Source organism: Serratia sp. TSA_130.1 (genome assembly GCF_052691795.1).
On sequence record NZ_JBQZFS010000006.1, the window covers coordinates 277,508 to 291,905 of the forward strand.

Consider the following 14,398-nt stretch of genomic DNA (forward strand, 5'->3'; position numbering starts at 1 on the left):
ATGAGCTATGCATTTCCGGGCACCTTTCCTGGTCGCCGTATGCGCCGCGTGCGCCGTCATGACTTCAGCCGCCGTCTGGTCGCCGAGAACCAACTGACGGTCAATGACCTGATTTATCCGGTGTTCGTCATGGAAGGCAGCAACCGCCAGGAAGAAGTGGCCTCGATGCCGGGCGTATCGCGCATGACGATCGATCTGCTGGTCAAGGAAGCGGAAACCATCGCCAAACTCGGCGTGCCGGTCATCTCCCTGTTCCCGGTGATTGAACCGGGCTTGAAGTCGCTGCATGCGGAAGAAGCCTACAACCCGGAAGGGCTGGTGCAGCGCACGGTGCGCGCGCTGAAAGACGCGGTGCCTGAGTTGGGCATTCTGACCGACGTAGCGCTCGATCCCTACACCACCCACGGTCAGGACGGGGTGATCGATGAGCAGGGCTACGTGATTAACGACGTGACCAAAGACATTCTGGTGCGTCAGGCGCTGTCTCATGCCGAAGCGGGCGCGGAAATCGTGGCGCCGAGCGACATGATGGACGGCCGTATCGGGGCGATCCGCGATCGTCTGGAGCTGCAGGGCCTGGTGAACACCCAGATCATGGCCTACTCCGCCAAGTACGCTTCCTGCTATTACGGTCCGTTCCGCGATGCGCTGGGTTCCAGCGGCAACCTGAAAGGCGGCAACAAAAAGACCTATCAGATGGATCCGGCCAACAGCGATGAAGCGCTGCAAGAGATTGCGCAGGATCTGCAGGAAGGCGCGGACATGGTGATGGTGAAACCGGGCATGCCTTACCTGGATGTGGTGCGCCGGGTGAAGGATACCTTCGGTGTGCCGACTTTCGCTTATCAGGTGTCCGGCGAGTACGCCATGCACATGGCGGCGATTCAGAACGGCTGGCTGCAGGAGCAGCCTGCGGTGATGGAGTCGTTGATGTGCTTTAAACGCGCCGGCGCCGACGGCGTGCTGACCTACTTCGCCAAACGTGTCGCCCAATGGCTGCATGAAGAAGCGCTGCGCCGCTAAGCGCGATACCGTAAAAAAGGCGCCTGAGGGCGCCTTTTTGCATTACATTTTCTGGAATTGCCGATTGTCGATGCTTTGACTGACCTGTTTGTTGATCAGGTTGAGCAACAGCATCGAGCGGGCCTCGCCGTCCGGCTCGGTGTAGATCGCCTGCAGCCCTTCGAATACGCCGTCGACGATCAGAACGGTATCGCCCGGCTGCGGGGTTTCCGGATCGACATAGGTCTCGCTGGTGTGCGTGCGCAGCTCATCGATCACCTTGCTCGGGATGACGCTCGGCAGCGCGCCGAAACGCACGAAGTGGCTGACGCCGCGGGTGGCGCTGATGGTGGTGGTGTGAATGCGCTCCGGGTCGAATTCCACAAACAGATAATTGGGAAACAGGGGTTCGCTGACCGCGATGCGCTTGCCACGCACGATTTTTTCCAGCGTGATGATCGGGCTGAGGCAGTTTACCTGCTGCCGCTCCAGATGTTCCTGCGCTCGCAACAGCTGACCGCGTTTGCAATAAAGTAGATACCAGGATTCCATAATTTCACATGCCTTTCTGCCAGCCGGTAAGCATATCAAAAGCTATTCCGGATACATAGTGATGCAAGTTTCAGCATGTAACATCGCCTATCTTTCTGAATCTACGGCTATTAGCGAGGGGTCACACACTTATCGATACGGCGCTGGTATAACAGAGGGCTAAAAATTTGTTACCGTCACAGTATGGCAAGGCGTTGCGCCGCCGGCTGTGACGCTATTCATCGTTTTTGACCGAGGGGAGAAAAATGGAGCTGTTTCTGTTGAGCAACGGCAAGCTGTCTGGCGAAGCCGAGCTGCTGGGGTACGCCAAAAGCCAACTGCTGGCGATGATTGCGCGCCGCGGCATCAAATCCGCCGTCTTTATCCCTTACGCGCTGATCCGTTACGACTACGATCGGCGCGCGCAGGAGCTGGCGCAAACATTGGGCATTGAAGTCACCAGCATTCACCACGCCGCTTCACCGGCGGCGGCGATCGCGCAGGCCGAATGCATTTTGGTCAGCGGCGGCAACACCTGGTTGCTGAACCAGATGCTGCACGAACAAAGCCTGATCGTGCCTATCCAGCGCGCGGTGCGCGAGCGTGAAGTGCCCTACGTCGGCTGGAGCGCAGGTTGCAACGTGGCGACGCCGAGTATTCGCACCACCAATGACATGCCGGTGCGCTGCAGCGTGGTGTTGCCGGCGCTGGGGTTGTTCCCGGTGCAGATTAACCCGCATTACATCGATGCGCACATCAGCGGCCACATGGGCGAAACCCGTGACGAGCGTCTCGCGGAGTTCTGTGCGATCAACCCGAGCGAATCGGTAGTGGCGTTGCGTGAAGGCAGTCTGTTGCACGTTGAAGGCAATGCGCTGCGTTATTTCAGCGCCAACGGGCAGGGCTTTAAGGTGTTCCGCCACGGCGAAGAGACGCGCGAATATCAGGATACGCGCGCACTGGCTGCGCTGGTGCCGTTCAACTGCGGCTGAGGGCCACCCGGCAGCGGGCGGCGTTAACAAAATTGCAGCAACAACCTTGAAGAGGGCTTATAATGCCCTCCCCACTGGCCGCTATAATGATCAGCATGAAATACCGTGACTTACGCGATTTCCTCTCGTTGCTGGAGAAGAGAGGGGAACTAAAACGCATCAGCCAGCCGATCGATCCTTACCTGGAAATGACGGAAATTGCCGATCGCACCCTGCGGGCGGGCGGCCCGGCACTGCTGTTTGAAAACCCGAAAGGGTACGACATGCCGGTGCTGTGCAACCTGTTCGGCACCGCCAATCGCGTGGCGATGGGCATGGGGCAGGAAGACATCAGCGCGCTGCGCGAAGTCGGCAAACTGCTGGCTTTCCTCAAAGAGCCGGAGCCGCCGAAAGGTTTCCGCGATCTGTTCGACAAAATACCGAAGTTCAAGCAGGTGCTGAACATGCCGACCAAGGTGCTGGGATCCGCGCCTTGTCAGGAGCAGGTATGGCAGGGCGATGATGTCGATCTGTGCCGCATTCCGGTGATGCACTGCTGGCCGGAAGACGCCGCGCCGCTGATCACCTGGGGGCTGACGGTGACCCGCGGCCCGCATAAGGAACGGCAAAACCTCGGTATCTATCGTCAGCAGGTGCTGGGCAAGAATAAAGTGATTATGCGCTGGCTGTCGCACCGCGGCGGCGCGCTGGATTACCAGGAGTGGTGCCAGGCGCACCCCGGCGAGCGTTTCCCGGTTGCGGTGGCGCTGGGCGCCGATCCCGCCACTATCCTCGGCGCGGTGACGCCGGTGCCGGATACCCTGTCTGAATATGCCTTTGCCGGGCTGCTGCGCGGCAATAAAACCGAAGTGGTCAAGTGCCTTTCCAACGATCTGGAAGTGCCCGCCAGTGCCGAAATCGTGCTGGAAGGCTATATCGAGCCGGGTGAAATGGCGCCGGAAGGCCCCTACGGTGACCACACCGGTTACTACAATGAAATCGACCAGTTCCCGGTATTCACCGTCACGCACATCACCCAGCGTCGCAACGCGATTTACCACTCGACCTACACCGGTCGGCCGCCGGATGAGCCGGCGATCCTGGGCGTGGCGCTGAATGAAGTGTTCGTGCCGATCCTGCAAAAACAGTTCCCGGAAATCGTTGATTTTTATCTGCCGCCGGAAGGGTGCTCGTATCGCCTGGCGGTGGTGACCATGAAAAAACAGTACGCCGGCCACGCGAAACGCGTGATGATGGGCGTCTGGTCGTTCCTGCGGCAGTTTATGTACACCAAATTTGTTATCGTCTGTGACGATGACGTCAATGCGCGCGACTGGAATGACGTGATTTGGGCGATTACCACACGAATGGATCCGGCAAGGGATACGGTTCTGGTGGAGAATACGCCGATCGACTATCTGGACTTCGCCTCGCCGGTTTCCGGACTGGGTTCGAAGATGGGGCTGGACGCCACCAACAAATGGCCGGGTGAAACCGATCGCGAATGGGGCCGTCCGATTCAGATGGATGAAAAGGTACGTGCGCGCGTCGACGAAATCTGGGATGAGCTCGCAATTTTCAGTGACAGGGAACCGACGTTATAGCGTCAGGCCCTGTTCTCAGCTTTGCATTGATGACCCGACAGAGGGAACGCATGACAATATTGAGCTGTAAAGTGACCTCGGTAGAGGCCATTACCGATACGGTTTATCGGGTACGTCTGGTGCCCGAGCAGCCGTTTTCTTTCAAGGCAGGGCAATATCTGATGGTGGTGATGGACGAGCGCGACAAACGTCCGTTCTCGCTGGCATCAACCCCGACGCAGCAAGATTACATCGAGCTGCATATCGGTGCTTCGGAGCTGAATCTGTACGCTATGGCGGTGATGGATCGCATTCTGAAAGAGCAGGCGATCACCGTCGATATGCCGCACGGCGACGCCTGGCTGCGGGAAGAGGGCAGCCGTCCGCTGGTGCTGATCGCCGGCGGCACCGGCTTCTCCTATGCGCGCTCAATCCTGTTGACCGCGCTGGAGCAGCAGCCCGATCGCGATATTTCCATCTACTGGGGCGGGCGTGAGCTGAAGCACCTGTACGATCTGAGCGAGCTGGAAGCGCTGTCGGTGCAACACCCGAACCTGAAGGTGATCCCGGTGGTCGAGCAGCCGGAGGCTGAATGGCGTGGCCGCAGCGGCACCGTGCTCAGCGCGGTGTTGCAGGATTTCGGCACGTTGGCGGAGCATGACATCTACATCGCCGGGCGTTTCGAGATGGCGAAAATCGCCCGCGAGCGTTTCTGCGCCGAGCGCGGCGCGCAGGAAGCGCATATGTTTGGCGACGCGTTTTCGTTTATCTGACAGAGGCGATGCGCAGTGAACGGGGTGGCCGAGAGGCGCCCCGTTTTTATTTGGGCGTCGGCAAATTTCAGGCATAAAAAACCCGCCCCTGACAGGCGGGAAGAACGGCAACTAAACTTGGCGGGATGCCGCGATTTGAAGTGGTGACGCGGTCATCCCAAGATAGACACAGCTAAACGCGTTCAAACACGGTGGCGATACCCTGGCCCAGGCCGATGCACATGGTTGCCAGGCCGAACTGCGCGTCGCGACGTTCCATGTTGTTCAACAAGGTGGTCGAGATGCGGGAGCCGGAACAGCCCAGCGGGTGGCCGAGCGCGATGGCGCCGCCGTTCAGGTTAATCTTGTCGTCAATGCTGTCCATCAGCCCCAGATCCTTGATGCACGGCAGCGACTGGGCGGCGAACGCTTCGTTCAGCTCGAACAGATCGATGTCCTGCACGCTCAGACCGGCGCGTTTCAGCGCCAGCTTGCTGGCCGGCACCGGGCCGTAGCCCATGATGGAAGGATCGCAGCCGACGACCGCCATCGAGCGGATGCGGGCGCGGGCTTTCAAACCGAGCGCTTTGGCGCGTGATTCGCTCATCAGCAGCATGGCGGAAGCGCCGTCCGACAGGGCGGAGGAACTGCCGGCGGTGACGGTGCCGTTGACCGGATCGAACGCCGGACGCAGGGCCGACAGGCTTTCGACGGTGGTTTCCGGGCGAATGACTTCGTCAAAATCGTAACGGGTCAGCACGCCGTCGGCATCATGGCCGTTGGTCGGAATGATCTCGTTTTTGAAGTAACCCGCCAGCGTCGCCGCATGCGCGCGCTGGTGGGAGCGGGCGGCAAACTCATCCTGCATCTGGCGGCTGATGTTGTGCATCTTGGCCAGCATTTCGGCGGTCAGCCCCATCATCCCGGCAGCTTTGGCCACGCTGCGGCTCAGCCCCGGATGGAAATCCACGCCGTGGTTCATCGGCACATGGCCCATGTGTTCCACGCCGCCGATCAGGCTGACGTGTGCGTCGCCAACCATGATGGCGCGTGCCGCGTCGTGCAGCGCCTGCATCGAAGAGCCGCACAGGCGGTTGACGGTCACCGCCGGCACGCGGTGCGGGATCTCGGCCAGCAGTGCGGCGTTGCGGGCGATGTTGAAGCCTTGCTCCAGCGTCTGCTGCACGCAGCCCCAGTAAATGTCATCGATCTCGGCGGCGTCCAGCGCCGGGTTGCGGCTCAGCACTTCACGCATCAGGTGAGCGGAGAGATCTTCGGCGCGTACCTGGCGGAAGGCGCCGCCCTTGGAGCGGCCCATCGGCGTGCGTACGGCATCAACAATAACTACGTTTTCCATCTTTATGACCTCATGCCGGTTGGCGGGTAGCGACGTCGGACAGCGGTGTCGCTACCGGGTAGTAGCTTTCATTACGCTCGGCCTTGGCGCGCAGACCGGCCGGCACCTGATACAGGGCGCCGAGGTGTGCGTAACGCTGGGCCAGCTCCACGTAGTTGGCGGTGCCGAGCGTATCCAGGTAGCGGAACGCACCGCCGTGGAACGGAGGGAAACCGATGCCGTAGACCAACGCCATATCGGCTTCGGCCGGGCTGGCGACGATCTTCTCTTCCAGGCAGCGAACCACTTCGTTGATCATCGGGATCATCATGCGCGCAACGATCTCTTCGTCGCTGATGGTCTGGCGCGGTTGGCTCACTTCTGCCAGCAGCGCATCGGTCTGCTCGTCGTTGTCCTTGCGCGGCTTACCTTTGTTGTCCTGGCTGTAGCGGTAGAAGCCCAGCTGGTTTTTCTGACCGAAGCGCTGGTTGTCGAACATCACGTCAATGGCGTCGCGATAGTCTTTGCTCATGCGCTCCGGGAAGCCGGCCGCCATTACCGCTTGCGCGTGGTGTGCGGTGTCGATGCCCACCACGTCGAGCAGGTAGGCCGGGCCCATCGGCCAACCGAACTGTTTTTCCATCACTTTATCGATCTGACGGAAGTCGGCGCCGTCGCGCAGCAGCAGGCTGAAGCCGGCGAAGTATGGGAACAGCACGCGGTTGACGAAGAAGCCCGGGCAGTCGTTCACCACGATCGGCGTTTTGCCCATGCGGCTGGCGTAGGCCACCACTTTGGCAATGGTCTCGTCGCTGGTTTGTTCGCCGCGGATGATTTCGACCAGCGGCATACGGTGTACCGGGTTAAAGAAGTGCATGCCGCAGAAGTTTTGCGGACGCTTCAACGATTTTGCCAGATGATTAATCGGAATGGTCGAGGTGTTCGACGCCAGAACGGTGTCTTCGCCGATCAGGTTTTCCACTTCCGACAGCACGGCGGCTTTGACCTTCGGGTTCTCCACGACCGCTTCGACGATCACCTGCGCGCGCTCGATGCCGGCGTAGTCCAGCGTCGGCTGAATGGTCGACAGCACCTGCGCCATTTTCAGGCCATCCAGCTTGCCGCGTTCCAACTGCTTATTGAGCAGCTTGGCCGCTTCGTTCATGCCCAACGTCAGCGATTTGTCGCTGATGTCCTTCATGATCACCGGCACGCCTTTCAACGCCGATTGGTAAGCGATGCCGCCGCCCATGATGCCGGCGCCCAACACCGCCGCCTGTTTCGGCGCGTCCACATTCTTGGCCAGCTTTTTCGCCTGGCCCTTCACGAACTGATCGTTAAGGAAGATGCCGACCAGCGCACGCGCTTCGTTGGAGCGCGCCAACGGCACGAAGCTGGCGGTTTCCAGTTTCAGTGCTTCATCGCGGCCCAGCTTGGCGGCGGCTTCAATGGTTTTCACCGCGGTCATCGGCGCCGGGTAATGTTTGCCGGCGGTCTGCAGCACCATGCCTTTGGCGGTGGTGAAGCTCATTGCCGCCTCGATCGGGCTGAGCTTCAGCGGCTCCAGCTTCGGTTGACGCGCGGCGCGCCAGTTCAGCTTGCCGTCGATCGCCTGTTGCAGCATGTTGAGCGCGGCTTCGGCCAGTTTTTCCGGCGCCACTACCGCATCGACCAGGCCGACTTTCAACGCGTCTTTGGCGCTGACGTCTTTGCCGGCGGCGATGATTTCCAGCGCGCTGTCGTTACCCAGCAGGCGCGGCAGGCGGACGGAGCCGCCGAAGCCCGGCATGATGCCCAATTTGGTTTCAGGCAGGCCGATGCGCGCGTCCGGTGAGGCGACGCGGAAATCGGTCGCCAAAATGCATTCGCAACCGCCGCCGAGCGCATAGCCGTTAATGGCCGAAATGGTCGGCACCGGCAAATCTTCCAGCCGGTTAAAGACGTTGTTGGCGAATACCAGCCACTCCTGCAGCTTTTCAGCCGGCGCGGCGAACAGAGAAAGGAATTCGGTGATATCGGCGCCGACGATAAATGCGGCTTTGGTGGAGCGCAGCAGTAGCCCCTTGAGCTCTGGCTGGTTTTCCAGCACGGTGAGCGCTTCGCCCAGGCTGGCGACGGTGCGGGTGTCCAGCTTGTTGACCGAGCCCGGTGCGTTGAACACCAGCTCGGCGATGCCGTTATCGAGCCAGTGCAGTTGTAATGTTTCGCCTTGGTAGAGCATGTCTATCTCCTGAATCAGCGTATGATCTGGTATGACCAGATGAGGAGGAGTGTGGTTTTTATGTTAACAATATGCAAATGAGAGATTGCATTTTTGCTGGTCTGATCACATGTCGCTAAGTTAGTTTTTTGATTTGAAACGAAGTTATATTTTATGTGCTATCGGCATTTGCCGGAGCTTGTCGGCCCTCATACACTTGCTCGCAGCGAATGAACATTCAGACGAGGTTACGCATGACTAAGGCGGCTTGTGTTAAACGCAGCGGCTTATGGAGCATTCCCGCCAGAACCATGACGCTGGCGTGTCTGTTGGTGTTTATGGCGCAAATGGCGACGACCGTGTACTTGCCTTCGCTGCCGACGGTGATGCGGGAGCTGGCGATGAGCCGGCGCGCCACCGAGTTGTCCATTTCAATCTTCGTCATCGGCGCCGCCTTGCCGGTGCTGTTCTGGGGCGCGGCCGCCGATCGCTTTGGCCGCCGCGCGCCCCTGACGCTGTCTTTATTTCTTTTCATTGGCTGCAGCGGGCTGTTGGCGCTGTGCAGCAACGGCGCCCAATTGCTGACGCTGCGTGCGCTGCAGGGCGTGGGTGCCGGCGGTGCGGCGATCATCGCGCGCATCATCGTGCGGGATAACTGGAGCGGGGACGAACTGGCGCGGCGTCTGTCGGTGCTCTCCATCGCCTTTATCACCGCGCTGGGCGGCGGTCAGTTTATCGGTGGCCTGCTGAGCCAATATGCGCACTGGCAGATGGGCTTCGTCCTGATGGGCGCCACCGGTTTGATCATTCTGGTGCTGATGGCGACGCTGCCGCTGGAGGCGGGACGGGCAGGGGGCGTGCGCCCGGCGATGGCGGCAACCTACTTTGCCATCCTGCGGCGGCCTGGGTTCTTTTGGCCGGCCTGCGTCGGCGGGCTGGGGTTTGCCACCATGGTGACACTGCAGGAAGTGAGTCCGTTCGTCATGCAGCAGGAGTTTGGTCTCAACGTCACGGCGTTCGGCGCCCTGGGGCTGGTGATCGGCGTCGCCTACTTCAGCGGGGCGCTGACGGTGAACCGTACGGTGGCGCATCTCGGCGGGAAAAAACTGATGCAGGCCGGCAGCGGCATCGTGGCGCTGGCGACGGCGGCGATCCTGCTGCTGTGGTGGAGCGGCGTTCTGGCCGGCCTTTCCGGCATGGCGCTGTTCATCGCGCTGTATTGCCTGACCATTTTTGGCCAGGCGGTGCTGTTTCCCAACAGCATGGCGATGGCCGTCAGCGATGCCAAAGAGTACGGCGCTTATGCGATGGCGCTGTGTGGCTTTCTGCAGCAGTGTCTGGCGGGCGTCGCCGCGGCCGGCGCGGTGTTGTTGGAACACCATGGCCTATGGGCGCTGGCGATAGCGCTGCTCGGTTTGGGCGGCTGGTTAATGGTTAAGCTGCGGATGTAACGGCATTTGCAGGGAATTGCGAGCTGCTCCGCATGCCCAACGCGATGAGGTTGGTGCGTCGGAGCGCTGTGTTAAGATGGCTTCTTTCGTGCTAAGGCATAAGGGTACTGTGATGGAAACGCTGGCTTCTTTGTATAACGACCACCTGGCAGAACTGCAAAAACGCGCGCGTGAAGTGCTGGAGCGCAACAAGTTGGATGCGCTGCTGATTCACTCCGGGGAACTGCAAAAGGTATTTTTGGACGACCATAGCTACCCGTTCAAAGTGAACGCGCATTTCAAAGCCTGGGTGCCGGTGACGTCGGTGCCGAACTGCTGGTTGTGGATAGATGGCGTCAACAAGCCGAAGCTGTGGTTCTACTCCCCGGTTGACTACTGGCACAGCGTAGAGCCGCTGCCGAACAGTTTCTGGACCAAGTCCCTCGAATTGATGCCGCTGGCCAACGCCGATGCGATCGCGCAGCAGCTGCCGCCGCAGCGTGAGCGCGTCGGCTATATCGGTTATGCCCAACAGCGCGCCCGCGATCTCGGCATCCCTTCGGAAAACATCAACCCGAAAGCGGTGCTGAACTACCTGGATTTCCACCGTTCGATTAAAACCGGCTATGAGCTGGCCTGCATGCGCGAAGCGCAGAAGACGGCGGTAACCGGCCATCGTGCCGCGCATGAGGCCTTCCTCTCCGGCATGAGCGAGTTCGACATCAATCTGGCCTACCTGACGGCTACCGGCCATCGCGATACTGATGTGCCTTACGACAACATCGTGGCGTTGAACGAGCACGCTTCGGTGCTGCACTACACCAAGCTGGATCATCAGCCGCCGGCCGAGTCCCTGAGTTTTCTGATCGACGCCGGGGCGGAATATAACGGCTACGCCGCCGATCTGACGCGTACCTATGCGGCGCAAAGCGGCAGCGAGTTCGCTCATCTGGTGAAAGATCTCAATAGTGAACAGCTGGCGCTGATCGACACCATTAAAACCGGCGTGCGTTACACCGACTATCATGTGCAGATGCATCAGCGCATCGCCAAGCTGCTCAAGAATCACAAACTGGTGAATGGCCTCAGCGAAGAGGCGATGGTCGAAACGGGTATCACCACGCCGTTCCTGCCGCACGGGTTGGGCCATCCGTTGGGCCTGCAGGTGCACGACGCCGCCGGTTTTATGCAGGATGAGCAAGGCACCCATCTGGCGGCGCCGTCCAAGTACCCGTTCCTGCGTTGTACCCGCGTGTTGCAGCCGGGCATGGTGTTGACCATCGAACCGGGTCTGTACTTCATCGAGTCTCTGTTGGCGCCGTGGCGCAGCGGCGAGTTCAAGCAGCACTTCGCCTGGGATCGCATCGATGCGCTGAAACCGTATGGCGGTATTCGCATCGAAGACAACATCGTGATCCATGAAAAGCGCATCGAGAACATGACGCGCGATCTGAACCTGGCTTGATGCGGCCGTACCCGATACCGGCGGAAGCAACCTGCTTTACCGAAGAGATAAAGAAGAGCCGTTTCATCACCCTGCTGGCGCCGACCGGCGGGGTGGAGGCGGCAAAGGCGTTTATTCAGCAGGTGCGGGATGAGCACCCGGCGGCGCGGCACCACTGTTGGGCTTTCGTCGCCGGTAGCCCCGATGATTCGCAGCAGCTGGGGTTCTCCGACGATGGAGAACCGTCGGGCACCGCCGGCAAACCTATCCTCGCGCAGCTGATGGGCAGCGGTATCGGTGAAGTGACCGCCGTAGTCGTTCGGTACTACGGCGGTGTTAAGCTGGGCACCGGCGGGCTGGTGAAAGCTTATGGCAACGGTGTTCAACAGGCATTGAAGCAGCTGGCGCTGGCGCAAAAGGTGCCCGAAGCCGAATATATCTTGCAGTGCGACTATGCGCAGTTGGCGCTGGTGGAGAACTTGTTGCAGCAAATCGCAGGTCGGATCCTGCAGGGTGAATACGGCGCCGCCGTCGTGCTGCATTTGGCGCTGCCGGCGACTGAGGTCGAGCTGTTTGGGAATAAATTGCGTGATCTCAGTCGCGGTAATTTGCAATTAACCCCCATTTCGCAATAATCCTCCCAATTGAATTGCTAAGGATCGTGCTGAAATGCATTTTCGCGCCATAACCCGTATCGTTGGTCTTCTGGTCATCCTGTTCTCCGGGACGATGTTTATTCCCGGCCTGGTGGCATTGATTTATCGCGATGGGGCGGGGCGAGCGTTCAGCCAAACGTTCTTCGTGGCGTTGACCATCGGGCTGATGCTGTGGTGGCCGAACCGTAAGCAGAAACACGAGCTGAAGCCGCGTGAAGGTTTCTTGATCGTCGTGCTGTTCTGGACCGTGCTGGGCAGCGTGGGGGCATTGCCGTTCCTGTTTTCGGAACGTCCTAATTTGTCGCTGACCGACGCCTTCTTTGAATCCTTCTCGGGATTGACGACTACCGGCGCAACGACGCTGGTGGGGCTGGACTCGTTGCCTAAGGCCATCCTGTTCTATCGCCAAATGCTGCAATGGATGGGCGGGATGGGGATCATCGTGTTGGCGGTGGCGATACTGCCGATACTCGGCGTCGGGGGCATGCAGCTGTATCGGGCGGAAATGCCCGGGCCGCTGAAAGATAACAAGATGCGTCCGCGTATTGCCGAAACCGCCAAAACCCTGTGGCTAATCTATGTGTTGCTGACCGTCGCCTGTGCGCTGGCGCTCTGGGGGGCCGGGATGTCGGTGTTCGACGCCATCGGCCACAGTTTCTCGACCATCGCCATTGGCGGGTTTTCTACCCACGATGCCAGTATCGGTTATTACGCCAGCCCGACCATCAACACCATCATTGCCGTGTTCCTGCTGATTTCCGGCTGTAACTACGGTCTGCACTTCGCTTTGCTAAGCGGCCGCAGTCTGAAGGTCTATGGGCGCGATCCTGAATTCCGCATGTTTATCTTCGTTCAACTGACGCTGGTGGTGGTGTGCACGTTGGTGCTCTGGGGACATGGCGTCTATAAGAGCGGTATGGAAACGCTCAATCAGGCGTTCTTCCAGGTGGTATCGATGGCGACCACGGCCGGTTTTACGACCGACAGCATCGCCAAGTGGCCGCTGTTCCTGCCGATGCTGTTGCTGTGTTCGGCATTCATCGGCGGTTGCGCCGGTTCGACCGGCGGCGGCCTGAAGGTGATCCGTATTCTGCTGTTGTACCTGCAGGGCTCGCGCGAGTTGAAAAGGCTGGTGCACCCCAACGCGGTCTATACCATCAAATTGGGCAATCGCGCACTGCCGGAACGTATTCTGGAAGCAGTGTGGGGATTCTTCTCCGCCTATGCGCTGGTGTTTATCGTCAGCATGCTGGCGATCATTGCGACCGGCGTTGATGATTTCTCCGCGTTTGCCGCAGTGACGGCAACGCTGAATAACCTTGGTCCTGGTCTGGGCGTGGTGGCGGACAACTTCACCACGATGCCGGCGGCGGCCAAGTGGATCCTGGTGGTGACGATGCTGTTCGGGCGCCTGGAAGTGTTTACATTGCTGGTGCTGTTCACGCCAACCTTCTGGCGTGAGTGAGCCTGTTATAAGGAGTACGCCATGAAGGCATTGATACTTTATTCGAGCCGTGACGGGCAAACACGTGCTATCGCTTCTTATATAGCAAGCAAATTGCAGGATACGCTGCGCTGTGAGGTTATCGATCTGTTGCAGGCGGAACAGATCGACCTTAGCCAGTATCAGCAGGTGATGATCGGCGCTTCTATTCGCTACGGGCACTTTAACCCGGTGCTGGATAAATTCGTTAAACGTCATGCCGAACAGTTGAATCGGATGCCCAGCGCATTCTTTGCCGTCAATCTGACCGCACGCAAACCGGAAAAGCGTTCGCCGCAAACCAACGCCTATACCCGTAAGTTCCTGTTGGCGTCGCCGTGGCAGCCAAAACAGTGCGCGGTGTTTGCCGGGGCATTGCGTTATCCACGTTATCGCTGGTTCGACCGCATCATGATTCAATTTATTATGCGTATGACCGGTGGAGAAACGGATACCAGTAAGGAAGTTGAGTACACAGATTGGCAGCAAGTCGATCGTTTCGCCCAGGAATTTAGCCAGATTCAGTACGAAAAGTGACAAAAATGCGGGTTTGGCCAGCGTTTTGCCGAAAAAATCCGCGCTTGAAAAGTTTTTTGCAATTAGGGGTTGCGGCCCGCCGAGAACTCCCTATAATGCGCCTCCACTGACCGGGAACAACGACTGACAAGCCGCCGGGTCAGCGAGAGGAAAGCGAAATAAACGCTTGACTCTCCGGGTGAAAAGCGTAATATACGCCACCTCGAGTTAGCAAGCGAAAGCGCCTAACTCACTGCTCTTTAACAATTTATCAGACAATCTGTGTGGGCACTCCACAAGACGATATCCAGCATCTTCGGATGCAAAAAAATATCAAGTCTTGAAGAGTGACTAACTGAAGTAAAATTCATGCAGTAAATCTTTGAGCATCGCTTCTCGAGTGGAAGCACATCAAGCTTTTAATTGAAGAGTTTGATCATGGCTCAGATTGAACGCTGGCGGCAGGCTTAACACATGCAAGTCGAGCGGTAGCA

Annotated in this window: 12 protein-coding genes and 1 rRNA gene; 10 read left to right on the plus strand and 3 right to left on the minus strand. The window is 59.1% G+C overall.

Annotation, left to right across the window (positions count from 1 at the left end; all coding sequences use genetic code 11):
- Positions 1-1,023 carry a porphobilinogen synthase gene (gene hemB, locus ACUTQY_RS20200; RefSeq protein WP_042783470.1) on the plus strand — a complete coding sequence of 341 codons (1,023 nt, stop codon included), beginning with the start codon at positions 1-3 and terminating at the stop codon, positions 1,021-1,023.
- Between the two features lie 42 nt (positions 1,024-1,065).
- On the opposite strand, the gene rfaH is transcribed toward hemB, so the two are convergent.
- A complete protein-coding gene (gene rfaH, locus ACUTQY_RS20205; protein WP_033644965.1) occupies positions 1,066-1,554 on the minus strand; it encodes a transcription/translation regulatory transformer protein RfaH in 489 nt (162 codons plus the stop codon).
- A 245-nt stretch (positions 1,555-1,799) separates the two neighbouring features.
- Here rfaH and pepE point away from each other — a divergent pair, with 245 nt between their 5' ends.
- The 3 genes from pepE to fre all read left to right on the plus strand — a co-directional run bounded on the left by pepE (position 1,800) and on the right by fre (position 4,860).
- Positions 1,800-2,525, plus strand: a complete 726-nt coding sequence (gene pepE / locus ACUTQY_RS20210; protein WP_033644964.1) for a dipeptidase PepE — start codon at positions 1,800-1,802, stop codon at positions 2,523-2,525.
- Between the two features lie 62 nt (positions 2,526-2,587).
- A complete protein-coding gene (gene ubiD / locus ACUTQY_RS20215; RefSeq protein ID WP_046688064.1) occupies positions 2,588-4,108 on the plus strand; it encodes a 4-hydroxy-3-polyprenylbenzoate decarboxylase in 1,521 nt (506 codons plus the stop codon).
- A gap of 50 nt (positions 4,109-4,158) precedes the next feature.
- The gene (gene fre, locus ACUTQY_RS20220) at positions 4,159-4,860 is read left to right on the plus strand and encodes an NAD(P)H-flavin reductase (protein ID WP_033644962.1); all 702 of its coding nucleotides are present in this window, start codon (positions 4,159-4,161) and stop codon (positions 4,858-4,860) included.
- A gap of 172 nt (positions 4,861-5,032) precedes the next feature.
- Here the strand turns inward: fre and fadA are convergent, their stop codons facing one another.
- Both fadA and fadB read right to left on the minus strand, forming a co-directional pair.
- Positions 5,033-6,196 carry an acetyl-CoA C-acyltransferase FadA gene (gene fadA / locus ACUTQY_RS20225; protein ID WP_025304928.1) on the minus strand — a complete coding sequence of 388 codons (1,164 nt, stop codon included), beginning with the start codon at positions 6,194-6,196 and terminating at the stop codon, positions 5,033-5,035.
- A 10-nt stretch (positions 6,197-6,206) separates the two neighbouring features.
- Positions 6,207-8,396, minus strand: a complete 2,190-nt coding sequence (fadB, locus tag ACUTQY_RS20230; RefSeq protein ID WP_033644960.1) for a fatty acid oxidation complex subunit alpha FadB — start codon at positions 8,394-8,396, stop codon at positions 6,207-6,209.
- A gap of 233 nt (positions 8,397-8,629) precedes the next feature.
- Between fadB and ACUTQY_RS20235 the strand changes: the two genes are divergently transcribed.
- The 6 genes from ACUTQY_RS20235 to ACUTQY_RS20260 form a co-directional block, all read left to right on the plus strand.
- Positions 8,630-9,826 carry an MFS transporter gene (locus ACUTQY_RS20235; protein ID WP_046688065.1) on the plus strand — a complete coding sequence of 399 codons (1,197 nt, stop codon included), beginning with the start codon at positions 8,630-8,632 and terminating at the stop codon, positions 9,824-9,826.
- Between the two features lie 112 nt (positions 9,827-9,938).
- Positions 9,939-11,270, plus strand: coding sequence for a Xaa-Pro dipeptidase (gene pepQ, locus ACUTQY_RS20240; protein WP_033644957.1), 1,332 nt, complete (start codon positions 9,939-9,941; stop codon positions 11,268-11,270).
- Positions 11,270-11,884: an IMPACT family protein gene (locus ACUTQY_RS20245; protein ID WP_033644956.1), complete on the plus strand. Its 615-nt coding sequence runs from the start codon at positions 11,270-11,272 to the stop codon at positions 11,882-11,884. Before pepQ ends, ACUTQY_RS20245 begins: the two co-directional genes overlap by 1 nt.
- A gap of 34 nt (positions 11,885-11,918) precedes the next feature.
- On the plus strand, positions 11,919-13,370 hold the full coding sequence (gene trkH / locus ACUTQY_RS20250) for a Trk system potassium transporter TrkH (RefSeq protein WP_004934492.1): 1,452 nt from the start codon (positions 11,919-11,921) through the stop codon (positions 13,368-13,370).
- 21 nt (positions 13,371-13,391) lie between these two features.
- Entirely contained in the window at positions 13,392-13,925 is a 534-nt protein-coding gene (hemG, locus tag ACUTQY_RS20255) for a menaquinone-dependent protoporphyrinogen IX dehydrogenase (protein WP_033652659.1), read from the plus strand.
- 399 nt (positions 13,926-14,324) lie between these two features.
- Positions 14,325-14,398: ribosomal RNA gene (locus ACUTQY_RS20260) — 16S ribosomal RNA — on the plus strand; the annotation flags it as partial.